This is a genomic window from Trinickia violacea, from assembly GCF_005280735.1.
Classification (GTDB): Bacteria; Pseudomonadota; Gammaproteobacteria; order Burkholderiales; family Burkholderiaceae; genus Trinickia_A; species Trinickia_A violacea.
This window is the reverse complement of record NZ_CP040077.1, coordinates 2703058-2728422: the sequence shown is the minus strand read 5'-3', so window position 1 is coordinate 2728422 and position 25365 is coordinate 2703058. Positions and strand designations below refer to the sequence as shown.

Below are 25365 nucleotides of genomic sequence, written 5' to 3'. Positions count from 1 at the left end.
GCGCATCAGACCTGCGCGAGCCGTTCGAAATCCACGATACGGATCTGCTTGCCGCGCGTATCGACGATCCCTTCCTTCTGGAACTTCGAGAACATGCGGCTCACGGTTTCGAGCTTCATGCCGAGGTAGCTGCCCATCTCCTCACGCGTCATCCGCAGGTGGAACTCGGATGCCGAGTAGCCGCGCGCCTTCATGCGCTGCGAGAGATTGAGCAGAAAAGCCGCCAGGCGTTGCTCGGCGCTCATCGTGCCGAGCAGCATCATGATTCCCGATTCGCGCACGATCTCGCTGCTCATCATCCGGTGCACGTGGTGCTGCATGGTGCGGATCTCGCGGCACATGCCTTCGAGCTGGCGGAACGGAATGATGCACACGCTGCTGTCTTCGAGCGCGATGGCGTCGCAGCTGTGACGCTCATTGCAGACGCCGTCGAGGCCGAGCGTCTCGCCGATCAAATGAAAGCCGGTCACTTGCTCGCGTCCGTCGCGATGCATGACGACGGTCTTGAACGACCCTGTGCGCACGGCGTAGATGCTTTGGAAGTCGTCGTTGGCGCGATACAGCGCGTCTCCGCGCTTGACCGATCGCGTCGAGTAGATCAGGGAGTCGAGCTTGGCCAATTCGGGTGCGGACAAATCGGTCGGCATGCACACGGCCCGCATGGCGCAGCCCGAACAGCGTGCCGACGCGCGTTTTGCCTGCGCCTCGGCGGCGGCGAACGTGGTGAGCGGCGGACGGGCGGCAGCAGCAACATCGCCGGCATGTCCCACTTCGTTAAACATGACGACCTCCTTGGGTCAATCAATGAAACTAGCTGTGCGTGCGCGAGCAACGCGCGCAATCGCGGAACCCTCGGCCAGGAAAACTTTACGTGATGAACGAGTGGCGGTATGCATGGCTTGCAGTATCGTTTGACCTATCGCAAAAATAAATCGGCGGTGTACGAAGTTGCGGTAGGTTTTGGAGAAGGCGTGTAGGGCGATTCCTACAGATGTCTCGAGCATCCCCTGTTGTCACGCAGGCGCTCCGAGCTTGAGCATGGGCGGCGCAAGCGCTGTCCGAAATCAGCGGGCGGTGAGAGGCACGTAGGATCTGCAGTCAGGAAGTAGGCGTTTCCTGACATGTGTCAATGGCTGACGGGCAGGGGAATGGCATGCGGCTGTGCCCACAGCCGGCGGCCGGATGGCGTCACAAGTCTTCGTTTTCGTCGAAGAGCTTGTGGCGGATCGCATAGCGCAACAGCGCGGCCTCGTGCGGCATCTGCATTTTCTCGAGAATGCGCGTCTTGTACGTGCTGACCGTCTTCGTGCTCACGCACAGTTCCTGTGCGATTTCCGTAATCGTCTGACCAGAGGCGATGCGCCGGTAGACGTCGAACTCCCGATCGGAGAGGCGATGGTGGGGAAGTGCCTCGACGGGTTCATTCAGGCTTTGCGCCAAATGTTCGGCCATCGTGATGCTCACATAGACGCCGCCGCCGGCCACTTTGGTGACCGCCGCGACGAGCTCGGCGCTCGCGCTGTCCTTCGTCAGATAGCCCGACGCGCCTGCCTTGAACGCGCGCACGGCGTATTGCTGCTCGGCGTGCATCGTCAGCACGAGAATACGCAGCGCCGGCATTTCATCCTTGATCTGCTTGACGAGCTCGACCCCGTTGCGCCCCGGCATCGAGAGATCGAGCACGAGCACGTCGGCGGGTGTCGAGCGCACCAGCGCGATGGTGGCCGCGCCGTCGGCGGCCTCGCCCGCGACTTCGAAGCCGCTCGTGTTCTGAAGGATGTGGCGAAGACCGTCGCGAACGAGCGCGTGGTCGTCGGCCAGCAGGACTTTGGTCATGGCTGCGTTTCTTCCGGTTGTACGGCGGCGAGCGGGAGCAGCACGGTAATCGCGAACCCGTGCCGCTCGGAGGTTTCCACCGCGACCGTTCCGCCAAGCATATGCGCCCGTTCGCGTATGCCCAAGAGGCCGAACGACTTGTTGCCGGTGCGTGCGTGGCTCTCGGCGGCTCCGAGCCCATTGTCGACAATGCGCAGCATGCATTGATCCCCTTCGATGGCGAGCGCGATCGAAACCCGCGTCGCCTCCGCATGGCGTGCGACGTTGGTCAATGCTTCCTGCACGATGCGGAAAATCGTCGTCGCGCTATTGCGTGTGAAGACGGTATCGCCAGGTTCGATCCGGCGCTCGACTTCGATGCCGTAGCGGTTCGCGAAATCGTTGGCGAGCCACTCGATCGCGGGCACGAGGCCGAGATCGTCGAGCATCACGGGCCGCAGGTCGGCCGCGATGCGCCGCGCCGAGGCGACGGTGGCGTCGATCAAGCGGCGCATGCTGGCTAGCCGCGTGGTGACCGCGGGCGGCGCAGGCGGCGCTTTGCCGAGCGTCTGCTCGACGGCCGACAAGTCCATCTTCAATGCGGTGAGCTGCTGGCCGAGGTCGTCGTGCAGTTCGCGGGCGATGCGCGTCTTTTCTTCTTCGCGCACGTTCTGCAGGTTCGCGGACAGCTCGCGCAACTCCTCGCGCGAGGTTTTCAGCTCGTTTTCGGCCCGCACGCGTTCGGTGACGTCGCGCAGCATCACGGTATAGAGCTTGCCGGTGGCGTCGCGTATCTGCGAAATCGACGCTTCGATCGGGAATTCCTCGCCGTTCGCGCGCAGACCGAACAGCACGCGCTGCCGGCCCATTTGCCGCTCCGACACGCCGGTCACGCCGAATTGCTCGACATGCTTCTTGTGGGCGGCGCGAAAGCGGTCGGGGATGAAGCGTTCGAGCGGCGCCCCGATCGCGTCCATGGCCGAGCAGCCGAACACGCGCTCGGCCATCGGGTTGAAGATCACGATGCGCTGGGCCTCGTCGACCGTGATGATCGCCTCCATCGACGAGCGGATGATCGCCATCATCCGCGCCTCGTTGAGCGTCGATTGGGAATGCGCGAACCCGGCGTCCGCCGTCTTCGCGTTTTGCTTGCGCAGCAGCGCGAAGACGGCGATCGCAGCCATCAGCGCCGCGAGTGCGCCGGCGCCGAGGATGGCGTTGGCGGTGTCGTTGGCGCCGGCCACGAGCGACGGGGTGCTCGTCGCATAGTCGAGCGTGAGCGATTCGCCGCCGATTCGCAGGGTGTCGGTATGGCGGAAAACGGGCGGCTCGTCGGCCTGTTCGGCGGGGGCTCCGTTCGCCGGATACAGCGTGACGCCCGAGCTGCCGGCCGTGATGCGCATGTCGATGTGAGGCTCCTGCGCGGCGACGCTCGCGATGAGGTACGTCAAATCGACTTGTGCGAACACGAAGCCTGCTAACGCCGCGCGCCGGGAAGCAGGGGCGCCGTTCGCCGCCTCGCGGTACGCAGGCAGGTAGAGGCCGGCGCTCGCTGGGTTTGCGCCTGAGCTTTCGAGTGGCGCGGGATGAATGTCGAGCACGATCCGTGCGCCGTCGGCGGCGCGCAATAACGCGGCGCGTCGGACCGCGTCCGAACCCAGGTCGCGCGTGCCTTGTCCTGCGTCGGCCGTGTCGGGCCATGCGAGCACGACGGGCGCAAAGGGGGCAGTGGGCGGCGTACTCGCTGTGCCGGGGGGGAGCGGGGCAGCATCGGACGCGCTCGCGGGGGTCGTCGTCTGTTCGATGCCCGGCGCGTCCGCGTAGCCGAGCGCTCGCATCGCGGGCAGCATCTCTTCAAGATCGAGACGGCTCACATAGCGCCGCCACGCGTCCGGTTCGGGCTTGGCGCCGCCGGCCATTGCCGCGGCGAGAAATCCATTGGCTGCATAGACGGCTTGCGAATAGGCCGCCAGGTCGCGGCGCAAGTCCGCCGTGACGTGTGCGGCGCGCGTGTCGAAGCGGGCCTGCGCCGAGTGAATCAGATGGTCTCGGACCAGCGTCGACGATGCCGCTGCAACCGCCAGCACGGCGACGAACGACATGAGCGCCGCCGCCGCGGGCTGCCGCAGGAATGCAAAGCCGCGCGGGCGCGGTCGCGGTGCCACAGGCGTGGGTGGCGTACCGTGGACGGTCATGTGAGCGGTGCCTTGATCGACGTTGCGTCGTTGGTCCGAGGGGCAAAGGGCGCTTGGCGGGTGGCCAGGCGTAGGGGGACGATACCGGTCTATCAGGCAAATTGTCCTAGATTGGCTGCTCATTGCCAATGCAGACTCACCTCCCACATGGTGCGACCCCGAAGGGCTACAAAAGCGAAGTCTGCGGCATTCGTTCGATTCTCCGGCGCGCGTGCGCATCGAACACTTGGCAGATCGAGCTGCACGCGAGGCGGCCCGGTTGCGTGAGGGTGATGCCGTTGTGGTCCATCGTCAGCAGACCCCCCTCCGCGTAAGCGCGCAACTGCCGCCACTCGGTAGCGAAGACCTGTCCGAAATCGATTCCATACGCGGCCTCGATGGCCGGGACGTCGACGAACAAATTCGTGGCGAGGCTTGAAATGACCGAGCGTCTGACGAGGTCGTCGTGCGACAGATGCAGCCCCCGCTCGATCGGAAGATGGCCGGCATCGAGCGCCGCGAAGTAGCGCGCCGGCGCCCGATGATTCTGGTAATAGAACGGACCCACCTGGCCAATGGCGCCAGGCCCGAGCCCCAGCACCGTGCCGGCGGGGTGCGTGGCAAAACCGCCGGCGCGGCACATCAGACGGCCTTGCCGGTGAGCGACGGCGTAGGGGTCGGAGGCGAGCGCGAACAGGTTTTCTCCGATGCATACGTAGCCCGCGTGCGCGAGACGCGCCGCCGCGTTGACGAACGCGGCCGGCGCGCCGAGTTGGGGCGGGTGGGCCACGAGGCTGCCGTTCAGGGGCGTTGCATCCGAGAGGACGAGTCGCGTGGGACCGGCGGCGATCAGCGTGTCGAGGGAGGCTCTGGGCGATGCGCCAAGCCGCTCGGGCGCATCGATCCGGTATTCTGCCTCGATACCGGTAAAGCCGCCGTCACGCGCGGACGCGATCAATGCGGACGCCCGCTCGCTGGAGCGTGTCGAATCGGGCTTGATATGCCTGTCCACCGGCTCCGCCCCGATTTGGATCGAATGTGCGCCGAGCTTGCGAAGCGTGACCAGCGCATCCCGGTGATGGGCGTGAGGGTCGAGACGCGCGCCGAAACCCGCGCCGGAGGGGATGCCGAAGTGACCGGCCACGGCGCGATAAAGGCGCCGCATGGCTTTGCGCGGCAGCGTCGCGCAGCCGTTCGACCAGCGCAGATCGCACACCTCGGGGGCGTCGCCGAGCGCTGCCCGGTAGAGCGCCATCTCGTGGTCGAGCCGGTCGAAGCAGGCGTCGTCGCTGACGCAGTCGCCGCGGCCGCAAAGACAACCGTCTGCGCTGGAGGCGGGCAGCCTCAACTCGATGGCGATCGCCCCGTGCGCATGCGGCGCGCGGGGCGCCGCGAGCCATGCATTGAGCACGCTCGCGTCGAACGCTTCGACAAACCAGTCGGGCTTGGGGTAGGTCGAGTAAGCGGGCGGCGTACCGGTGGCGGCAAACGGGATCTCGGTTCCTGGGTGCATGGTGTTCCGTAGTCAGTGGGACATCAGCACGGGGACCGTCATCGTCTCGAGCAAGGTGTGCGTGACGCCGCCCAGCAGCCGTTCCCTCGCTCGCGCGTGTGCATAGGCACCCATCACGAGCAGGTCGGCGTGCACGTCGCTCAGTTGATTCAAGAGCGTGGCGCCGGTGCTCACGCCGGACGCGCGCGGAATCGAGGCAAACCCCGCGCGCACGCCGTGCCGCTCCAGATAGCCGGAGACGTCGAAACCCGCCGGCTCGTCGCGGTCGGGATGCTTTTCCACGGTCGTCACCGTCACGAAGCGGGCGCGCTTGAGAATCGGCAGCGCGTCGGCGAGCGCACGCGCGGCTTCGCGGCTGTCGTCCCACGCCACGACGACGTTTTCGCCGAACGTCGCGACGCGGCCCGCGTAAGGCAGAACGATCACGGGCCGCCCAGCCGTCATGACGAGGTCCTCGACGAAATCGCGTGCGATATAGGAAGCCTGATCGTCGGGGTCTTCCTGGCCCACGATCACGAGATCGGCGTGGCGGGCGTACAAGGCCGCAGCCTCGAGCGCGGGGCCCGCGGGCGCTTGCCATTCGAAGCGGCATCCGGCACGCTCGGCGGCCGCGACAAAACGCTCGTGCGCGCGGTTCTTGCGCTCGACGCCCTGTGCTTCCAGCTTGCCCAGATTCAAGCTGTCGTCGCGCTTGAGCAAGGGCCGGAACATTTCCTGGCAGACCACGTAAAGGCCGATCAGATGGGCGTTGTGCCTGCGCGCGAGATCGAGCGCAAAGTCCACGCGCGCGTCGCTGCGGCGGCTGTCGTCGAGATGGACGAGCAAAGTCTGGTAGCTCATGACGGTTCCTTTTCGGATTGGGCGGCCGCCGCTGCGGATGCCGTTGCCGCGTGTGCCGGCGAGGCGCTTGCGGCGCTGCCGGGAATCAGCAGCACCGGACAGGAGGACATGCGCGCGAAACGCTCGGCGACGCTGCCGAGCATGAGCCGGCGAACGCCGCGCCGGCCGTGCGTGCCCATCACGACCAGATCCGCTTGCGTCTTGTGCGCCTCGTCCAGGATGCACTGCGCGACGTCGCTTCCGGGCACCTCGGCTTCGACCACGCGCGGCGTGCCCTTGACGTTTTCGCGCTGCATGGCGGCGAGCGCTTCGGTCTTGAGGTTTTCGCCTTCCTGCAGCAAGGCGTCGCGCACGATCGAGGGGTCGCAGCCGGGTGCCTGGTAGGCCACCATCGGCACGTCGACGATAAAGAGGGGGATGAGCTCCGCGTGGTTTTCGCGCGCGGTCTCGAGCGCGATATCGAATGCGCGCTTCGCGGTGTCGCTGCCGTCGATCGGCGCGAGGATGCGTTTGTACATGATGAAGCCTCGTCGTTCAGTCACTAAGATTGCCCTGCTGGCTCGATGCCGCGTCAATGCGACATCAGCACCGGCACGGTCATCGATTTCAAAATCGAGCGCGTGGCGCCGCCGAGCACCAGCTCGCGCCAGCGCGAGTGGCCGTAGCAGCCCATCACGATCAAGTCCGCGCCGAGGTCGGAGGCGCGCGACAGCAGCATCTCTCCCACGGGCACGCCGCGCACACCCTCGGTCGCCTCGGTCATGACGTTCGCGCCGTGGCGCGCGATGATGGCGGCGATGTCCACGCCGGGAATGCGGTTCCCGGGCGGCTCGCCTTCCAGCGCGTTCACGGTGAACACCGTGATCCGCTTCGCGTGCGCCAGGAACGGCAGGGCGTCGTGCAGCGCGCGGGTGGCCTCGCGGCTGCCGTCCCACGCGAAGAGCACGTTGCTGCCCACCTTCGGAAACTGTCCGGCGTACGGCACGACGAGCACTGGGCGTCCGGCGGTCAAGACGAGGTTCTCGACGAACTGGTCGGCGACGAACGATTCGGGGTCGTTCGGGTTTTCCTGGCCGACGATGGTCAGGTCCGCCAGCCGCGCCGCTTCGGGGACCGCTTGGTTGGCGTAGCGGGCCGCCAGCTTCCATTCACCGGTGACTTTCGCGCGTGCGAGCTCCGCGTGGAACAGGCGTTCGATCGCACCCCGTTGCTCGGCGCGGATTCTTTCGTGGCCGGCGTAGTACTCGGTGGTGCCCGCCATCACGTTGAAGGACTTCGGGTCCGGCTCGAAGACCGAGAACAGGCCAGTCAGATGCGCGTCGTATTGCTTGGCAAGCCGCAGCGCGAGTTCGAACCGTGCGTTTACGGCTTCGCTCGTATCGAGGTGAACGAGGATGCTTTTGTAACTCATTGCAGTAGCTCCCGAGAAAGGAAAAGAAGTGCCTGAGCGTGATTCCGAGTCTAGGAGGGACGTTTTTTTGCAGATTGATGCAGATCAATCGAACTCGGGCCGGGCCGCGTAAAGTGATCTCGCCAGACGGATTTTCCGCGCCGCTTTCGGCGCTTTCCGATGCACCGCGCCGGGATCCGAGCGCGTTCCTTTCTCCAGGAGAACAGCATGTCCGCTAAACGCGTTGCCTTCGTAACCGGAGGCATGGGTGGCCTGGGCGCGGCAATCAGCCGGCGTCTTTTCGCCATGGGGATGACGGTGGCGATGTCGCATTCGGAGCGCAACGATCATGTGTCGACGTGGCTCATGCACGAGCGCGATGCGGGGCGCAAGTTCTATGCGTACGAGATGGATGTCGCCGAATTCAACTCGTGCGAGCAATGCGCGAAGCGCGTGCTCGAGGAGCACGGCACGGTCGACGTGCTGATCAACAACGCGGGCATCACGCGCGACGCCTCGTTCGCGAAGATGACGAAGCTTGATTGGGACGCGGTGATGCGCACGGACCTCGACGCGCTGTTCAACGTGACGAAGCCGATTATCGGCGGGATGGTGGAGCGCGGCTTCGGGCGCGTGGTGAACATCGGGTCGGTGAACGGTTCGCGCGGCGCGTTCGGGCAGACGAATTATTCGGCAGCGAAGGCAGGCGTGCACGGCTTCACGAAGGCGCTGGCCCTCGAAGTTGCCAAGCATGGCGTGACGGTCAATACCGTGTCGCCCGGCTACCTCGATACGCCCATGGTCGCCTCGGTGCCGGAGGACGTCATGCAAAAACGCATCCTGCCGCAGATTCCGGTCGGCCGGCTCGGGCGCCCCGACGAAGTCGCTGCGCTGATTGCGTTCCTTTGTTCGGACGATGCGGCTTTTGTGACCGGCGCGGATATCGCGGTCAACGGCGGCATGCACATGCAATAGGCCGCGAAGGGCTTTTCGACAGATGCGGGGCCGTCGATGGCGTCATCGGCCGGAGGTGGCGGCGAGTTGACGCAATCGCGGAGAAGATCAGCAAGGCGATGCAGCGTCACGCTGGAATTTTTGCGAGTCGAGGTATTCATCATGACGATGTCAGGCAAAGTCGGTGAGGGTGACTGGTCCGTTTCGGCCGAGGTCAAGCCTGTTGCGGGCGGGTTCGTTTGCACGGTCCATGTCGATCACGACGATCCAAAAGGCAAATTCGAACATCAGTTCAAGCATCACACCGTATTTGCAACCGAACGCGACGCGGTGCTCGAAGGATTGCGCGAAGGGATGGTCTGGATCGAGCAGAAACGGGCGCACTCGATCCATCTGTAGAGAAACGGGGATCAGGTCCGCCGTTTTGGATACGGGATCTCCTTCGAGGGCCTCAGAAGCGGCAATGACCGGTGCGCTCGTCGCTCGTCGGCATGGAACTGGCCTGCGCCTGCTCGTCGCGCGGCGCCTCCGGCAGGTCGACCGATTCGAGGTAGGTCGGCACCTCGCACCGCCAATGCAGCGTTTCCTCGATCCGGCGTCTCAGCGCATCGGCTGCCGCCGGTTCGCCGTGCGTGATGAAGGTGCGCTCGGGCGGCGTCGACAGCGACGCAAGCCACGCGAGTGTCTCGCGATAGTCGGCATGCGCCGACAGCGACGAAATCGATTCGATCGCCGCTCGCACCGGCACGTACTCGCCATGAATCTTGAGCGTGAGCGCGTGCGCTTCGAGCGCCGCGCCGCGCGTGCCCGCCGCCTGATAGCCGACGAGCGCGATCGTGTTGCGCGAATCGGGCGCGAACGCCTTCAGGTGATGCAGCACGCGGCCGCCGGTCGCCATGCCGCTGCCCGCGATCACGACCATCGGGCCGCGCCGGCCCGTCACCTCCTTCGATTCGTCGACGGTGCGCACCATCGTCGCGGCCTTGCTGATCGAGTCCGCTTGCGATGTCGTGAGCCGGTGTTCGCGCAGATGGCGCCGGTAGAGCTCGGTGACGCTGATGGCCATCGGACTGTCGAGATAGACGGGCACGTTCGCCATCCGGCCCGTTTCCTTCAGCAGCGCGATGTAGCGCAGGATCGACTGCGTGCGGCCCACGGCAAACGATGGGATCACGACGACGCCGCCGTGCTTGAACGTGCGCGCGAAGATCGCCTCGAGTTCGGCGGCGGGATCGCTCTCGGGATGGAGGCGGTCGCCGTAGGTCGATTCGACGACGAGGTAGTCGGCGTGCGCGAGCGGCATCGGGGTGCGCATGATCGGATCGACGGGGCGGCCCAGATCGCCTGAAAACGCGATCAGCTTGCCGCCGATGTGCACGACGAGGCTTGCGGCGCCAAGGATGTGACCGGCCGGAAGCAAGCGAAACGACACGCCGTTCTTCAGCATGACGGGGTTGTCGAAATCGCACGGCACGAGCTGCCTGAGCACGCGTTCGGTGTCCTCCATCGTATAGAGCGGCAGCGCCGGGTGATGCTTCGAGAAGCCATGGCGATTCGCGAAGTCGGCCTCTTCCTCCTGCAGCTTCGCGCTGTCTCTCAGCATCACGCCGCACAGGTCGACGGTGCCCGAGGTGGCGTAGACGGGCCCGCGGTAACCCATGCGCGCGAGCACGGGCAGGTACCCGGAGTGATCGAGGTGGGCATGCGTGAGGATCACGGCATCGAGCGTATCGACGGGCACCGGCAGCGGCGCCCAGTTGCGGAGCCGCAGATTTTTGGTGCCTTGGAACAGACCGCAATCGATCAGGAGGCGCAGACCCGCGCCTTCGAGGAGGTATTTCGAGCCGGTAACGGTCTCGGTGGCGCCTAGGAAAGTCAGTTTCATGCGTGGCCTCCGGATCGCGAAGTCATGGAGCCTGAAGCAAAGGTCCGGCGTGCGGGTCGGACGCTGTCGGGCGTCGCTTCATGATGCGGTCTCTGCGATGCCGTCTGCTGATCCACGTCAACGAGTCACACCGTCGTCGACGAGTGAGATCGAAACGCTTTTTCGGGGTGACGTAAGGTAGATGGCTAGCCGGGACGGTCGCAGACTTCGGTGCTCGGTTGCCGTTCTGTCGGGTTCGTTGCCGAATTCGGTGCGACGCGCGCGGGCAGCGAGCGCCAGAACCGAACGAGCGCCGGATGGATGGCGTCGCGCCACCGCTCGCCGCTGAAGAGCCCGTAGTGGTCGCAGCCGGCGATCGTCAGCTGCTGCCGGAAGGACTCGGGAATCGCGCCGCACAGCGCGTGAGCGGCGTGTGTTTGGCCGGCACCGGTGACGTTGTCGCGCCCGCCCTCGACGGTGCACAGCGCGAGCGACGACAGCGCGCGCGGGCGCACGAGCCGCCCGCCGATTCGCCACGTGCCGCGCGCAAGCCGCTGTTCCTGAAAGATCACACGAATCGTGTCGAGAAAATAATGCTCGTCCATGTCGAGCACCGCTGCGTATTCGCCGAGGTCCCGCAGGCTGCGGGCGATTCCAGCCTCGTTCCCGGCGAGCCGGCAGGACCAGTAGCCGGCCTCGAGCGCCCATTTGTGCTGCGGGAAGGACGTGAACATGGCGATCTGCTGATAGAAGCCCGGATACACGCGTCGGCCGGCCCCCGCATAGGGTTGGGGGACGGAGTCGATCAGCGTGCGGCAGAACCAGTCGACGCTGTGCGATTGCGCAAATCGCGCGAGCGAGCTGGGATGGATGCGCGTATCGATGGGCCCGCCCATCAACGCGAGCGACGCGGCGGGCACCGCGCCTGAGTTCGCGACGAGCGCGAGGGCGGCCAGCGCGGGCACGCAGGCCTGGCACACGGCAACCACGTGCATGCGCTCGCCGCCGATCTTGTGCATGAACCGCTCGACGGCAAGCACGCAATCGTCGAGGCCGAAATCGCCTTCGGCGAGCGGCACGTCGCGCGCATCGGTCCAATCGGTCAGGTAGACGTCGCCGTCCTCGAGCAGCGTTTCGACCATGTCGCGCAGCATCACCGCGTGGTGACCGGCGAGCGGCGCGCACAGCAGGATCGCGGGGTCGGCGCGGCGCGCGCTCGGCAGCGCGTCGCGCTCGCGCGAGAAGCGCCGCAGTGCGCAAAAGGGCGTGCTGTCGACGATTTCCTCAGTGACCGGCACTGGATTCCCGCCGATCGTCACCGCCGCAATATCGAAGCCGGGAACGGGCGGCAGCGGCTGAAGCAGTTGCGATGCGCCGTCATAGCCCGCAAGCGCGGGCCAGCCCAGCGCCCTTGCAGTACGCACGAGGTTGCGCTGCGCTTCGATCCACGTGTACCACATGGCGACTCCTGCCGGTCTCGGTTGTCGTTGTCGGCCGAATTTCGGACCCTGGTTCCTGCGACGGATGCGACGAAGACGCGTCCCACGTCGGCCGCATTGTGCAGTTTGACGATAGCGGCCCGCGGCGGCCCTCGATTGATCTCAATCAATCGGCTGTCGGAGCGCACCTCGACTCTGCCTGCATGAGGTGTCCAGTCTACAAGAGGTTCCCCATGCCGGACGACGGCATGCTCGCCCGCTGGGTGACGGTGCCCGCGCGAGGCGGCGTCGACGTCGACTTCCATCAGCTTCATCGCGGTCAAGCGGCGCGTGGCGGCGGCTGAAGTGCAAGGGCGCGCCAATTGATTGATGTACCTCAAAGCCGCGGAGCAGGCGGACTCTATTCTGGGATGGCAGAGGCGTTTCCGCTGCGAGCAGAACCGCGAGAGCAGCGGGTGTGTGCAAGCGCCGCTGCATGTTTGACGCGGCTTGGCGAGAACTGGCAGGGGCGAGCGAGATGAATATCGACAGTCTGGAACAGGCGTTTTCGTCGGGAACGGCGTCCTCGAAGGAGCAGAAGCTGGTCGCACTTGGTGTCGCGATCTCGCTGCGCGGCGACGACTGCCTGGCGGGCCATGTGCGGGACGCCTTGGAGGCGGGCGCGACACGCGACGAGCTGCGCGGCGCGGTGAGCGTCGCGCTGGCGATCGGCGGCGGGCTGCCGTGGGCCTACGAGCGCCGCTTGAATCAGGCGCTCGAAGTGCTCGATACGACGGGCGGCGTGCCGCAGACGATGGCACCGGCGTGGCACGAGGCCGCCGCCGTTCGACGATGACTAGGTTCAGGCGCCTCGGCATCGGGCGGCATGCCGCCGGTGCGGACGCCGAAATTTTTTGCTGCCGGTGCGACCGATGAGGACCGGCAGTGCGCATTCCAAGGAGCCGCCATGCGCGCATTCGATGTCATGACTTTCCCCGTCATCACCGCTTCGCCGGAGATGACGATTTACACCGCGGCGAAACTGCTCGCGGACAACCATATCAGCGGCATGCCGGTCGTCGACGCGAGCGGGCAGGTCATCGGCATTCTCAGCGAAGGCGATTTGCTGCGCCGCGTGGAGACTGGCACCGGCGTCGAGCGGCGCTCGTGGTGGCTCGAGTTCGTGGCGGGTACCCGGAAGCTGGCCGCGACGTACATCAAGGAGCATGCGCACACGGTCGGCGACGTGATGACCGACCGCGTGATTTCCATCACGGAAGACATGTCGCTCAAAGTCGTCGCCGACGTTCTCGAACGCAACCGGATCAAGCGCGTGCCCGTGCTGAAGGACGGCAAGCTGATCGGGATCGTGAGCCGCGCGAACCTGATCCGCGCGCTCGCGAGCCTCGCGCCGGACGAGGCGGGTGTGTCGGCCGGCGACGAAAGCCTGCGTGACGCGATCGTGCGCGAGCTGAGCGGGCACCGCTGGGCGCTGCCGAAGCACAGCGTGCTCGTCAAGGAAGGCGTCGCGCATCTGTGGGGCGTCATCGAGTCGGACGAAGAGGGCCGGGCCATCCGCGTCGCCGCGGAAAGCGTGCCGGGCGTGAAGGGCGTGGTGAGCCACCTCACGTATCCGATCGTCACGCCGACGATGTAATGCGGCGCTCATGCACGCGGGCACCGGACTTTGCAAAAAAGACGATATCGAGCGGCTTTATCGTGAGATCGTCAGCGGCTGATCGAAGGGCTGGAAGCGCGGCTGAGGGCGAGTTGCTCGATTGCGTCGAGCGCCAGATGGAATTCGCCGGTCTTGTCGAAAAAGTAATCGGCCCCTAGGCCGAGGCAGGCGTCGCGCACGGATTTCGTCGAATGGTTCGTGAGCACGATCGAAACCACCCGGCGATCCAGCCGCGTCAGCGCGGCGAGCACGTCCATGCCGCTCGTTTCGCCCAATTGCAGATCCACGACGGCCACGTCGGCGTCGCACGTCGCGAGACCGCTCACGGCCATGTCGGAGTCGCCCGCCTCGCCGACGATTTCGACGCCGGAAATCGCGGCGATGAGTGCCGCGAGGCGCTCGCGGACCAGCGGTGAATCGTCGACCAGGAACACTTTCAGCGCTGCGGGGGAAGGGATGTCATTCATGCTTCGAGTATCGGGTTTTCCCCAGAAATAGGAAGTCGGCGGCGAGCGATCCTCGTGTAGGCGAGCGGGAAGGTGTGTAGGGCGTGTCCTACACGAATCACTTCCTTGCTCCTCGAGGGGTATCGGTTGCCGCCTGTCCAGAAAACCCGAGCGGATCAGGGTCAATATCGTTCCGGCACGAACTGGTATGGATAGTCGGGCTCGCGATAGCCGCCGGCCTTCAGCCGCTCCGGCAATTTCACCTTGGCGCGCGGTACGCTCTCGTACGGCACCTTGCTGAGCAGATGACTGATGGCGTTCAGACGCGCGCGCTTCTTGTCGTCGGAACGCACGACAAACCACGGCGCGAAGTCGGTGTCGGTCTTCGCGAACATTTCGTCGCGTGCACGCGAGTAGTCGTGCCAGCGACGATAGGACTCGAGATCCATCTGCGAGAGCTTCCAGATTTTGCGCTCGTCGTCGATACGGTTTTCGAGCCGCCGAGTCTGCTCCTCGGGGCTCACCTCGAGCCAGTACTTGATGAGAACGATGCCCGAATGAATGACGGCCCGCTCCACGAGCGGCACCGCCATCAGGAATTCCTGCGCCTGCCCCTCGGTGCAGAACCCCATCACGCGCTCCACACCGGCTCGGTTGTACCAGCTGCGATCGAAAATCACGACCTCACCGGCCGCAGGCATGTGCGGAAGATAGCGCTGAATATACATCTGGCTCTTTTCGCGCTCGGTCGGCGCGGGCAGTGCGACCACCCGGAAGATGCGCGGGCTCACGCGCTCGGTGATCGCCTTGATCGTGCCGCCTTTGCCGGCGCCGTCTCGCCCCTCGAACACGACACAGATCTTCGCACCGCTGTGCACGACCCATTCTTGCATCTTGACCAGTTCGGCATGCAGCCTACGCAGCGCTTCCAAATATTCCTTGTTGCCGAGCTTGCCGTTGGCCTTCGCCTTGCCGCTGTTCTTTCCTTTCCGTGTTTCAGACATGTCTTGCTCCCAGATTCGCGCCGAGCCTGATCCGATAGCGCGAATTATTCGTTTGCCTTGCTGTTGGCCGTCGAGGTGTCGCTGCTGCTCGCGGCGGCATCGGCTATCGGCGTGGACGGTCCGGGAGTCTCGATCCAGGCCAGCAGCAGGTGATAGGTGACGGCGAGCAGGACCGGGCCGATGAAGAGCCCGACGACACCCAGGGAAAGCAGTCCGCCCAGCACGCCAAAGAGGATGAGGACCATGGGCAGTTCGACCGCCCGGCGGATCAGTATTGGCCGCAAGATGTTGTCGAGCATGGCGACGCCGATGGACCAGATGAGCAGCAGGATTGCCGTGATCCGGGAACCGCTGTAGAACAGCCACGCCACGCAACCGAGCAACGGCAGCAGCGGCCCGATTTGAACGAGGCAGACGAGCAGCAGCAGGGCGGCCAGAATCCCGGCAAACGGCACGCCGGCCACCCAGATGCCGAGCGCACCGAGAGAGGCCTGAACGAGGGCTGTCACGACCACGCCGAGCGCAATCGCGCGAACCGACTGCGCGGCGAGATGGACGATCTTGGCGCCGTAGTCGGGGGCCACCCGCTCGGCAAAGCGTGTTGCCAGTCGCGCCGCCACTTCGCCCTTTGCGTACAGCAGACCGCACACAATCACCATGAGCAGCAGGTAAATCACGAAAAGGCCCAGTTGGCTTCCGCGCGCAAGCAGCCACTTGGCAGCGATGGTGGCGTACGGTTCAACTTGGGCCAGCACGCCACCGGGCCCGGCATCCGAGAGGGTTTGCCATTCGCTGGAGAGGCGAGCGCCTACCAGCGGCACGCCGGCGATCCAGCGCGGCGGTGACGGCAGCGCATAGGTCGGCAGGCCTTTGATGAACGTCGTGATGTCGTCGGTGTGTCTGACGAGCGTGGAGACGGCAGCATAAAACGGCACCACGATCACGACGATCTGAACCAGCAGCATGATCAGAACCGCGGGTACGCGCTTTCCGTTCAGGCGGCGTTGCAGGCCGACGAGCGCGGGCCAGGTGGCGACGACGATCATGGTGCCCCAGATGAACGCCGGCACGAATGGACGCAGGACATAGAGGCTGCCGCCGATAAGCAGCAACAACATCCCGGTGCCCAGCACGATGCGGGGAAGGTCGAGGGTGGGGCGCCCGCCGGCTTTTTCCAGCGGGGAAACGTTCGCGCCTGTGCGATTCTCTTTCACGTGCGCGCCTCCGTGCGCCTGCGGCGACATGACGAAATGACGACGAAAATGACGAAACAGCGCCGGGCGTTGGCGAGCCGCGTTTCCAGGCTATCACGGTGAAATCGCTGCACCATCGGACTTTGGTCCTATGCGGCGGTTTGAAAAACGGATTGCGCGTTACGGATCGCTGTCCGCCATGATCGGCTTCGCGCTCGTCGCAAGTCACGCACGCTTTCGGCTGCGGCGAGGTCTCCGCTATGCCCACATCCGAAGATACCGACATGCTCCGGAACTGGCGGGCTGCATCGCACCGCTACGCAATCTCAACAGGGTTGAACGTTTTGCAATGCTTATTATTGATGCGACTTGCACTGCGCCTGGAAGCCCGCGGACGACCGGTCAGGCTGACATGATCGCCATCCGGGGAGGCGTCGACGGACGGACGCAATCCGCATCACCCAGTGGAATTCAGCAGTCACCGAATCCTATGCGGCCGGGGCGGCATGGCATCAAAGTCCTATTGCCACCGGCGGTGAATGTGACATATTGGTGAAAGGAGGAGGTTCACGGTTCGGTTGGTTCTTCCTCACAGACCCGTCGGGGGAGAGATATGAGCTGCTGGCGGGCGCGATGGTCGGCAAGCTCACGCCCAACTCGAAGGTGACGCCATGAAGACACCTGTCCCGGCCAGCGCGGCCGTCCACCGTCTGCCCCTGCTGCGCGGGCTGTTGCCGTTCGACCGCTCGCAGTTGCCGCACGACATCGTCGCCGGCATCACGCTCGCCGCCCTCGGCATTCCAGAAGTGATGGGGTACACGAAGATCTCGGGCACGCCGACCGTCACGGGCCTTTACACGATGCTGTTGCCGCTCGTTGCGTTCGCGCTGTTCGGCGCGTCGCGCCATCTCGTCGTTGCAGGGGACTCCGCCACCGCCGCCATCCTCGCTAGCACGCTCGTCACCGTGGCCGCCCTCGGCAGCAACGACTATGTTGCGCTGACCAGTACCGTGGCGCTCGTCGTCGCGATCATGCTCGTGCTCGCGCGTGTATTCCGGCTCGGCTTCCTCGCCGACTTCCTGTCGCGCAGTGCGTTGATCGGCTTCCTGACCGGCGTGGGCATTCAGGTCGCCGCCGGCGAACTCGCCGGACTCATCGGGCTGGAGAAGCAGGGACATGGGCCGCTGTTTCAGATCGTGTCGGTGTTCCAGCGGCTCGGTGGCGCGAGCGTCGGCACGACGGCGCTTTCGGTGGCCGTTCTGGCTGTGATCATCGGGTGCAAGCGGCTGACGCCGCGCGCGCCGGGCGCGCTGATCGCCGTGGTGGGCGCGATTGCCGCGAGCGCGGCGTTCGATTTCGCCCGGCACGGCATCGTGGTGATCGGCGCGGTGCCGGGCGGATTGCCGTCGTTTGCGCTGCCGTCGCTTGGGCTTTCGCACATGAACCACGTGCTGGCCACGGCGGCCTCATGCTTCATCGTCATCATTGCGCAGAGCGCGGCCACCGCGCGTGCCTATGCAAACCGCTACAACGAGCGCGCCGACGACAACCTCGACATCGTCGGCCTCGCTGCGGCAAACGCGGCGGCGGCATTTTCGAGCACGTTCGTCGTGAACGGCAGCCCGACCAAGACGGAAATGGTTGACGACGCCGGCGGACGTACCCAGGTCGCGCACCTCACGACCGCCGTGATCGTGCTGCTCGTGCTGCTCTTTTTGACGCGCCCGCTCAGCTTCCTCCCGTCTGCCGTGCTGTCCTCCATCGTCTTCATGATCGGCGTGAAGCTGGTCGACGTGAAAGGCATGGTCGAACTCTATCGCGTGCAACGCGACGAATTCCTCGTCGCGTTGATCACGGCGGGTGTCGTCGTGTTCGTCGACGTGATGCATGGGATCATCGTCGCCGTCCTCCTCTCGCTGATCGCCCACACGCGGTACAGCTATCAGTTGCGCACGCGCGTGCTCACGCGCGCGGCGAGTGGGCATTGGGTGCCCCACGAGGTTGCGCCCGATCTCCTCGCGGCGCCCGGTATCGTCGTGTACCGGTTCGAGGCCGACCTCTTTTACGCCAACGCGGGGCGCTTCATGGAGGAAATTTTGCGGCTCGTCGAGCAGGCAGGTCCGCCGTTGCAATGGGTGGTGGTCGACGCGACTCAGATCAACAACATCGACTACACGGCCGGCAAGACACTCGTTCAGTTACGGGCGGAGCTTGATCGGCGGGGCGTGGGCCTGGCGTCGGTCGCGGTGCCGGCGGGCGTTCTCCGCGAGATGAGGCGATATCACGTACTGGGCGCCAAGGCTCCGACTCACGAGGTCTTTTCGACCGTGGACGAAGCGATCCAGGCGTTGGGCAACGCGGCGCAGCCGATAGCCGCGCGCGGCGATACGACGCCGTGACGGATCGTTGATGCCCACATGATTGCAGGAGGAAGCCGCCATGCTGCCGAAGTCTGCGGAAACCAAGCGTGACGAAGCGCCTGAGCTGAGCGCGGCTGCGCAAGCCTCGCTGGCGCAGGAAGACACGTCGAAGATGTTCGGAGGGCGAGGCTCACGCTCGTCGCGCATCGAGGCCGGGAAGGCTGCCCGCCAACGCGCGCCCCGCGCGCAACTCGCAACCTGCACACTCGTCGAGCGCGATCCGATTGCGCTGCTCGAAAAGTCCAACGTGGGCCGGCTGCCGAACCTGATACCGATCCGGTATGGGAGGATGGTCGCGAATCCGTTCGCGTTCTATCGCGGAGCGGCGCCGCTGATGGCCTTCGACCTCTCGAAATTGCCGCGCACCGATATCATCGTGCAACTGGGCGGCGACGCGCATCTCGCCAACTTCGGCCTGTTCGCGAGCCCCGAGCGGCGCATTTTGTTCGGACCCAACGATTTCGATGAAACGTTGCCGGGGCCCTTCGATTGGGATGTGCGCAGGCTTGCCGCATCGTTCGTCATCGCCGCGCGTGAGCGCGGCTTCAAACAGAGCGACCAGCGCGGCATCGTGCGGCGGCTTTGCGCGACTTTTCGGGAACTGATTGGCGACTTCAGCGCGATGGATACGCTCGACGTCTGGTACTACCACTTCGGGGCGGAGAACATGCTGGCCCTCGCCGACACCGAACTCGAAAGGAAAAAGGAATTGGCCGTGATCAGCAAGGCGCGGGGGCAGTCGTCGCGCAGCGTGATGAGCCACGCCACAGAGTTAGTCAACGGCAAGTTGCAGATCAGGGACCAGCCACCGCTTGTTTATCACTTTCCCAAAGGCAATCCGCAACGGGCGAAACAGTTCGATGCGATCGTTCGGCATTTCTTCGCCGAGTATCGAATGACGTTGCCTGATGATCGACGTGCGCTGTTTGATCGGTATGAGCTTGTCGATATGGCTGTGCGCGTCGTCGGGGTGGGGTCCGTCGGGACGCGTTGCTTCGAAGCGCTGTTCATGGCGGACGGACAGAGTCCGCTTTTCCTGCAGGTCAAGGAGGCACGGGCTTCCGTGCTCGAAGAGTATGTGTCGAGCAGCAGGTTTGGGAATCATGGAGAGCGTGTCGTGAACGGGCAGAGGCTGCTGCAATCGTCCAGCGATCTGTTTCTGGGTTGGTCCAGGGCCCACATTACGAATAGCGATTTTTATGTCCGTCAGTTGCGGGATATGAAGGGGGCATTTGATTTCACGACCTTCGATGTCGCGGATCTCAGCGAATATGCGGTGTCTTGTGCGCATGCGCTGGCCCACTCAATGGCAAAAGCGGGAGACCCCGCGTTGATTTACGGGTATGTCGGGAAGTCCGAGGCATTCGATGACGCCATCGTCAAGTTTGCGGAAGCCTATGCGGAGCGCAATGAGGCCGATTGGGACGTGTTGAAGAAGGCGGTCAAGGCTGGGAGGGTTCCAGTGATGAGAGAGTAAGGGGCGCTTCCGGTGCCGATATCCGGCACTACGGCAGCATCCTTTGCAGCACGCGATCCTTGACGACGAAACGATGAAACAATGCGGCCCCGACATGGAGACTGATTAGGGCGAAGAGCACCCATGCCAGTACCCCGTGAATATCGCCCATCGCGTGCCCGACGCTGGATCCGGTCGGCGCGAGAGCGGGCAAATTCAGCGTCCCCAGCAGTTTCACCGCCCACCCGCGCGAAGAGGCGTTCGCCCAGCCCAATAGCGGGACAACAAGCAGTACCGCGTAAAGAAGAAAGTGTGTGGCTCCTGAGACTGCCCTCAGCGCCGGCGATAGCGTTGACGGCGGCGGACGATGCGCCAATCGCCACACGACCCGTGCCGCCATCGTTGCAATCAACGCGGCTCCGACGCCCAAATGCCATGCAATCAGGCCGACTGGCTGCGTGTCGCGATGAATATCCGGCATGGTCCAGCCGATCACGAACTGAGCGGCGACCAAAGCGACCACGAGCCAATGAAGCAGGCGAGCGACGCCGTCATAGGCCGGCGCGTCGGACTGTCGAGAAACTGCCATCTTGTGTGCTCCCTGAATGCCAACGGCGGTATGTTGCCACGCCAGTCTTATCGGAAGCTTAAGGGAAAGGCACCTCGCCCCGATGGCCGCGGGGCGGGGGAGCCTATGGGCTTTCCCCGAGTGCATGGAACAATTCATCTTCCTGAGCGCAATGCAATCGTACGATCGCATCGAGCCCGTACAACAGGCGCTGGAATTCACGCACGCTCTGCGCATCAGGCCCCTCGGGCGGCACGTCCGCGGTCATCTGCCTGAGCAAGCGGGCGATACGAAATATCTCGCGGTGCATGCCGCTCATCGCCGCCATCGGATCTTCTCCGCCTACGAGACGCGCCAGATCGGGATACACCTCGGTGTCGTCGTGCTGTTCGTGCGGCACGAGCTGCCGTGCCAGCGACTCGTTCATGCTGGCGAGCGCGCCGGCTACCGATGCCTTCGGCAAGCGGGGCAGTTCATCGGCCAGGCCCCTGATCTGCTCCATGACAGGACCGAGTTCGACGTGAGCGGCTTTCAGGCGATCGACGTCGCCGTGGGCAAGAACACCGGTGACGGCAGTCGAGCGAATTCGCAATGCCCTTAACGCACTCGCGATGGCCGCCACGTCGATGAGCTCCTGCAGCATCGCACCCAGCAAGGGCGGCAGGTAGCCGAACGCCGCGACGGCCATTGCCGCGAACGAAAGCGCCATGCCGGCGACGACGCTCTGGACCGCGATCCGCCGCGTGCGGCGGGCTACCCGCAATGCTTCCACGAGGCGGTCCAGACGGTCGACCAGCAGCACGACATCGGCTGCTTCGGAGGAGGCCGCCGCGCCGCGCGCGCCCATCGCAACGCCGACGTCGGCTGACGCGAGCGCAGGCGCGTCGTTGACGCCGTCGCCGACCATGATGACCGTGCCTTCACGGCGCGCCGCCTGAATGGCGGCCAGCTTGTCCTCAGGCGTCTGCTCGGGCCGCACTTCCGTCACGCCGAGCGCCGCACCCACGGTTTCGGCCACGTCACGCCTGTCGCCGGTGAGCATGACGAGCCGGCGGATGCCTTCCTGCCGCAGCAACCGCAAAGCACGGGGCGTTTCCAGCCGGATTTGGTCGGCCATCCGGATCGCGCCCACCATTTTGCTGTCCACGCTGACGAATACGGCCGAGGCGCCCTCGTATGCGACCCGCTGAAGAAACGTCGTGGTCCACGGCGCTGGCGTTGCCACGGAGGACACGTACGCGAACGAGCCAATCGCGACCTCTCGCCCGTCCACGTTGCCCGCCACGCCTGCGCCGGGCTGCTCGACAACGTGCGAAGGTGCGCGAAGCGCAAGATTGCGCTCGCGTGCGGCGGTGGTCACCCCTTCCGAAATGACGTGAGCCGAGGCTTGTGCGAGCGACCCGGCGAACTGCAACACCGCGTCCGATGACATGCCCGGAGCGCTTTCGACTTCCACGAGCCGCGCCTGCCCACTCGTGAGCGTTCCGGTCTTGTCGAAAAATAGTGCGGTAGCCTGCGCGAGCCGTTCCAGCGCGCCACCCCCTTTGACCAGCACGCCGCGTTTGGCGCAGACCGACATGCCGGAGGCGATGGCCACCGGAACAGCAAGGAGCAGGGGACACGGCGTTGCCACCACCAGCACCGCCAGAGCACGCACCGCGTCGCCCGTGACGAGCCAGCTTCCGCCCGCAAGAACCAGCGCGGCGGGCACGAAAAGCAGCGCATAGCGATCGGCAAGACGGGCAGCGGGACTGCGCTCCTGCTGCGCGGCTTGCACCATCCGGACGATGCCGGCAAACGTGCTGTCATGGGCGCTTGCCGAGGCCACCATTTCGAACGCCGCGCCGACATTGATCACGCCGCTGCGCACGGCCGCACCCGGCGATCGCTGCTGCGGATTCGACTCGCCGGTCAGCGAGGATTCGTCGAGCTCGGCGAGACCGGCAAGGGTGCCGTCCACCGGCACGAACTCGCCGCTGCGCACGAGCAGACGGTCGCCGGGGCTGACGACGTCCAGTTCCACGCGGCGCCACTCGCCTGCCTCGAAGCGGTTGGCGTGACGCGGTGCGTGGCTCAGGAGCGCCGTCATTTCGCGCCGCGCACGCTCCTGCGCATAGTTTTCCAGCGCGCGTCCGCTCGCCAGCATCAAGGCAATCACAGCGGCGGTGAGAAACTCGCCCAGTGTCAGCGCGAACGCGATGGCGAGCAGAGCGAGAACATCGACGCCGGCTTCGCGCCGTCGCAGCGCCTGGATGATGGACACTGACAGGGCGAGCAGGACCGGCACCGTCCCGGCAAGCCATAGCGCTTGCGAAACGGTGCTTTTGCCCAACGCGGCAAACACAAGTCCCGTTATCAGGCTTGCGGCCGAGGCGAACAGCAAGGCGAAATCGACGAAACGGAGCAGGCGTGGCATGAAGGGCGATGACTTGACTTGCGTCAACTAGGATGGCTTCGCGTGCCAGTGACATTCCGTGTTTCAGTCCCGCATCAAGCGGGACGTGAGCCACGCTGCCAGGCCGGTAAGGAGCACGGTGATCACGAGGACCACCCAGAAGCCCCCGCCGTATTCCTTGAAAGGCAGGCCGCCGATATTCATGCCGAGCAGGCCCGATATCAACGTGATGGGCAGCGCGATCACGGTGGCCGACGTCAGGATCAAGATGCTCCGGTTGGTGTGTTCGCCCACTCTGCTGGCAATCTCTTCCTGCAGAAGCCTGATGCGCTCCTCCAACGCCGCGGTGTCGCGCAGCACGAGCGCGAATTGCTCCGCGCACTGGAGCAGCGACTGTGCGTCTTCCTCCCGCATCCATTCGGGCGCCCGATTGGCGAGCCTGAAAAGCATCGCCGGTTCGGGGGCGAGCAGGCGGCGCAATTGCACCAGGTCGCGGCGTATCTTGCCGAGGCTCGAGCGCTTCGGCAGCTTGCCTGCGCCAAGCGCGCGCTCCACCTCGTTGGTGATGCGGAGGGCATCGCGCGCGATGCCGGACAGTACATCGGCCTGTTCATGCAGCAGACGGTTGAGCAGCGCCATCGGACTGTGAAACGGCTGCCGCGCCACCACGTCGTGGCGCAGGCGCTCGACGGAGCGCAAGGGCAGGTTGCGCACGCTCAGCAGACAACGTGCGTCGACGTTCAGCCAAAGCGTGGCGATCTCGAGAGACCGTTCGCGCCCGGAGTCGTAGTCGACGTCGTTCAGCACGGCGATGAGGTTCTGATGCGTTCGCATGAGACGTGACGTGCGGTAGCCTTTTCTGAGCGCATCGCCGAACGCGGCGGGTGCGGCGGCGAGCTGCGGCGGCCACTGCGTGAGCATGCTCGGGATGTCGTGGAAGTGCAGCCAGACGAATTCGCCGCGCGCGGCATTCGGACGGCTCAGCCACTCCGTCGCGGTCGCGGCGTCGATTTCCCGGCCGACGCCGTTTTCGGAGAACAGATACCCATACTTCAGCGGAATGTGATCGCTTGTGTGCGCTGCTTGCAGTTCCGTGGCCATTTGGCGTCTCTTCCGTTCATTGCCTGAGCATTTCGGATTTCGGAGAAGGGGCCGTCCGCTTAGCTGAACGTGCCGATCAATCGAACTCCAGCACCACCCGCCCGTCGATCTTTCCGTGTCTCAGCTTGGAGAACACCGAATTGATGTTTTCCAGCCGGTCCCGATGGATATGCGCGCGCACGCTGCCATTGGCGGCGAAATCGAGCGACTCCTGCAAATCGCGCCGGGTGCCCACGATGGAGCCGCGCACGGTAATGCCGTTGAGCACGGTCGAGAAAATCGGCATCGGGAAGTCGCCCGGCGGGAGCCCGCAGAGCGTCACGGTGCCGCCGCGCCGCACCATGCCGAGCGCTTGAGTGAAGGCGGTACGCGAAACCGCGGTGACGAGCACGCCATGCACGCCGCCCACCGCTTCTTGAATGACGCGCTCGGGGTCCATCTCGAACGCGTTGACCATCAGCTTGGCGCCAAGCCGCCGGGCAAGCTCGAGCTTGTCCTCGGTCACATCGACGGCAACCACGTGCAGCCCCATGGCGACCGCATACTGCACGGCGACGTGCCCGAGTCCGCCGATGCCGGAGATCGCGATCCATTGTCCAGGGCGCGTATCGGTCATGCGGATGCCCTTGTAGACCGTCACGCCCGCGCAGAGAATCGGCGCGATTTCGTCGAATTCGACCTCTCGCGGAAGATGGCCGACGTAGTTCGGGTCGGCCAGCACGTACTCCGCGTAGCTGCCGTTGACGGAATAGCCGGTGTTCTGCTGCTCGTGGCAAAGCGTTTCCCAGCCGCTCAAGCAATGCTCGCAATGTCCGCACGCGGTATAGAGCCACGGCACGCCGACGCGATCGCCTTCCTTGACGTGCTTCACGCCGTCGCCGACGGCCGCGACGAAACCCACGCCTTCATGGCCGGGAATGAACGGTAGCTTCGGCTTGACGGGCCAGTCGCCGTCTGCCGCGTGCAGGTCGGTGTGACAGACGCCCGACGCTTTAATATTGACGAGGATCTGGCCGGGGCCGGGCGTGGGAACCGGGACTTCCTCGATTTTGAGCGGCTCGCCGAATGCGTGGACCACGGCCGCTTTCATCAACTGAACCATACGAATTCTCCGGTGGAGGACGGGTTCAGTCAGT

At 65.0% G+C, this 25365-nt stretch carries 22 protein-coding genes; 6 read left to right on the top strand and 16 right to left on the bottom strand.

What is annotated here, in order from left to right:
• Window positions 1-5: 5 nt before the first annotated feature.
• From fnr to FAZ95_RS12305, 7 genes are all read right to left on the bottom strand, one after another.
• Window positions 6-782, bottom strand: coding sequence for a fumarate/nitrate reduction transcriptional regulator Fnr (fnr, locus tag FAZ95_RS12335; protein WP_137332717.1), 777 nt, complete (start codon window positions 780-782; stop codon window positions 6-8).
• A 406-nt stretch (window positions 783-1188) separates the two neighbouring features.
• A complete protein-coding gene (locus tag FAZ95_RS12330) occupies window positions 1189-1836 on the bottom strand; it encodes a response regulator (protein WP_137332716.1) in 648 nt (215 codons plus the stop codon).
• A complete protein-coding gene (locus tag FAZ95_RS12325; RefSeq protein WP_254699685.1) occupies window positions 1833-3917 on the bottom strand; it encodes a PAS domain S-box protein in 2085 nt (694 codons plus the stop codon). The genes FAZ95_RS12330 and FAZ95_RS12325 overlap by 4 nt, the downstream gene beginning before the upstream one ends.
• A 259-nt stretch (window positions 3918-4176) precedes the next feature.
• On the bottom strand, window positions 4177-5502 hold the full coding sequence (locus tag FAZ95_RS12320) for an oxygen-independent coproporphyrinogen III oxidase (protein WP_137332714.1): 1326 nt from the start codon (window positions 5500-5502) through the stop codon (window positions 4177-4179).
• Between the two features lie 12 nt (window positions 5503-5514).
• Complete coding sequence (locus tag FAZ95_RS12315) at window positions 5515-6342, bottom strand: universal stress protein (protein ID WP_137332713.1); 828 nt, start codon at window positions 6340-6342, stop codon at window positions 5515-5517.
• Window positions 6339-6860: a universal stress protein gene (locus FAZ95_RS12310; RefSeq protein WP_137332712.1), complete on the bottom strand. Its 522-nt coding sequence runs from the start codon at window positions 6858-6860 to the stop codon at window positions 6339-6341. The genes FAZ95_RS12315 and FAZ95_RS12310 overlap by 4 nt, the downstream gene beginning before the upstream one ends.
• A 53-nt stretch (window positions 6861-6913) precedes the next feature.
• On the bottom strand, window positions 6914-7753 hold the full coding sequence (locus FAZ95_RS12305; RefSeq protein WP_137332711.1) for a universal stress protein: 840 nt from the start codon (window positions 7751-7753) through the stop codon (window positions 6914-6916).
• A 207-nt stretch (window positions 7754-7960) separates the two neighbouring features.
• Between FAZ95_RS12305 and FAZ95_RS12300 the strand changes: the two genes are divergently transcribed.
• Both FAZ95_RS12300 and FAZ95_RS12295 read left to right on the top strand, forming a co-directional pair.
• Entirely contained in the window at window positions 7961-8707 is a 747-nt protein-coding gene (locus FAZ95_RS12300; protein ID WP_137332710.1) for a beta-ketoacyl-ACP reductase, read from the top strand.
• Between the two features lie 141 nt (window positions 8708-8848).
• The gene (locus tag FAZ95_RS12295; RefSeq protein WP_137332709.1) at window positions 8849-9085 is read left to right on the top strand and encodes a UDP-glucose 4-epimerase; all 237 of its coding nucleotides are present in this window, start codon (window positions 8849-8851) and stop codon (window positions 9083-9085) included.
• Window positions 9086-9137: 52 nt separating this feature from the next.
• On the opposite strand, the gene FAZ95_RS12290 is transcribed toward FAZ95_RS12295, so the two are convergent.
• Both FAZ95_RS12290 and phaZ read right to left on the bottom strand, forming a co-directional pair.
• The gene (locus tag FAZ95_RS12290) at window positions 9138-10571 is read right to left on the bottom strand and encodes an MBL fold metallo-hydrolase RNA specificity domain-containing protein (RefSeq protein ID WP_137332708.1); all 1434 of its coding nucleotides are present in this window, start codon (window positions 10569-10571) and stop codon (window positions 9138-9140) included.
• A gap of 185 nt (window positions 10572-10756) precedes the next feature.
• Window positions 10757-12010, bottom strand: a complete 1254-nt coding sequence (gene phaZ, locus FAZ95_RS12285) for a polyhydroxyalkanoate depolymerase (protein WP_137332707.1) — start codon at window positions 12008-12010, stop codon at window positions 10757-10759.
• Window positions 12011-12506: 496 nt separating this feature from the next.
• On the opposite strand from phaZ, the gene FAZ95_RS12280 reads away from it, so the two are divergent.
• Window positions 12507-12824: a carboxymuconolactone decarboxylase family protein gene (locus tag FAZ95_RS12280; RefSeq protein ID WP_175425580.1), complete on the top strand. Its 318-nt coding sequence runs from the start codon at window positions 12507-12509 to the stop codon at window positions 12822-12824.
• Window positions 12825-12935: 111 nt separating this feature from the next.
• Window positions 12936-13625 (top strand): CBS domain-containing protein, encoded by a 690-nt coding sequence (locus FAZ95_RS12275; RefSeq protein WP_137332705.1) that lies wholly within the window; start codon window positions 12936-12938, stop codon window positions 13623-13625.
• Window positions 13626-13696: 71 nt separating this feature from the next.
• Here the strand turns inward: FAZ95_RS12275 and FAZ95_RS12270 are convergent, their stop codons facing one another.
• The 3 genes from FAZ95_RS12270 to ydiK all read right to left on the bottom strand — a co-directional run bounded on the left by FAZ95_RS12270 (window position 13697) and on the right by ydiK (window position 16310).
• Complete coding sequence (locus FAZ95_RS12270) at window positions 13697-14113, bottom strand: response regulator (RefSeq protein ID WP_137332704.1); 417 nt, start codon at window positions 14111-14113, stop codon at window positions 13697-13699.
• Between the two features lie 161 nt (window positions 14114-14274).
• Window positions 14275-15096 (bottom strand): polyphosphate kinase 2, encoded by an 822-nt coding sequence (gene ppk2, locus FAZ95_RS12265; RefSeq protein WP_137332703.1) that lies wholly within the window; start codon window positions 15094-15096, stop codon window positions 14275-14277.
• Window positions 15097-15140: 44 nt separating this feature from the next.
• The gene (ydiK, locus tag FAZ95_RS12260; protein WP_254699684.1) at window positions 15141-16310 is read right to left on the bottom strand and encodes an AI-2E family transporter YdiK; all 1170 of its coding nucleotides are present in this window, start codon (window positions 16308-16310) and stop codon (window positions 15141-15143) included.
• Window positions 16311-16960: 650 nt separating this feature from the next.
• Here ydiK and FAZ95_RS12255 point away from each other — a divergent pair.
• Both FAZ95_RS12255 and FAZ95_RS12250 read left to right on the top strand, forming a co-directional pair.
• The gene (locus tag FAZ95_RS12255) at window positions 16961-18688 is read left to right on the top strand and encodes a SulP family inorganic anion transporter (RefSeq protein WP_137332701.1); all 1728 of its coding nucleotides are present in this window, start codon (window positions 16961-16963) and stop codon (window positions 18686-18688) included.
• 22 nt (window positions 18689-18710) lie between these two features.
• A complete protein-coding gene (locus FAZ95_RS12250; RefSeq protein WP_254699683.1) occupies window positions 18711-20186 on the top strand; it encodes a DUF2252 domain-containing protein in 1476 nt (491 codons plus the stop codon).
• Between the two features lie 28 nt (window positions 20187-20214).
• Here FAZ95_RS12250 and FAZ95_RS12245 read toward each other — a convergent pair whose 3' ends face one another.
• The 4 genes from FAZ95_RS12245 to adhP form a co-directional block, all read right to left on the bottom strand.
• The gene (locus tag FAZ95_RS12245; RefSeq protein WP_137332700.1) at window positions 20215-20754 is read right to left on the bottom strand and encodes a cytochrome b; all 540 of its coding nucleotides are present in this window, start codon (window positions 20752-20754) and stop codon (window positions 20215-20217) included.
• A 103-nt stretch (window positions 20755-20857) separates the two neighbouring features.
• Complete coding sequence (locus tag FAZ95_RS12240) at window positions 20858-23149, bottom strand: heavy metal translocating P-type ATPase (protein ID WP_137332699.1); 2292 nt, start codon at window positions 23147-23149, stop codon at window positions 20858-20860.
• A 63-nt stretch (window positions 23150-23212) separates the two neighbouring features.
• Window positions 23213-24229, bottom strand: coding sequence for a CorA family divalent cation transporter (locus tag FAZ95_RS12235; protein WP_137332698.1), 1017 nt, complete (start codon window positions 24227-24229; stop codon window positions 23213-23215).
• 76 nt (window positions 24230-24305) lie between these two features.
• A complete protein-coding gene (gene adhP, locus FAZ95_RS12230; RefSeq protein WP_137332697.1) occupies window positions 24306-25331 on the bottom strand; it encodes an alcohol dehydrogenase AdhP in 1026 nt (341 codons plus the stop codon).
• Window positions 25332-25365 lie beyond the last annotated feature (34 nt).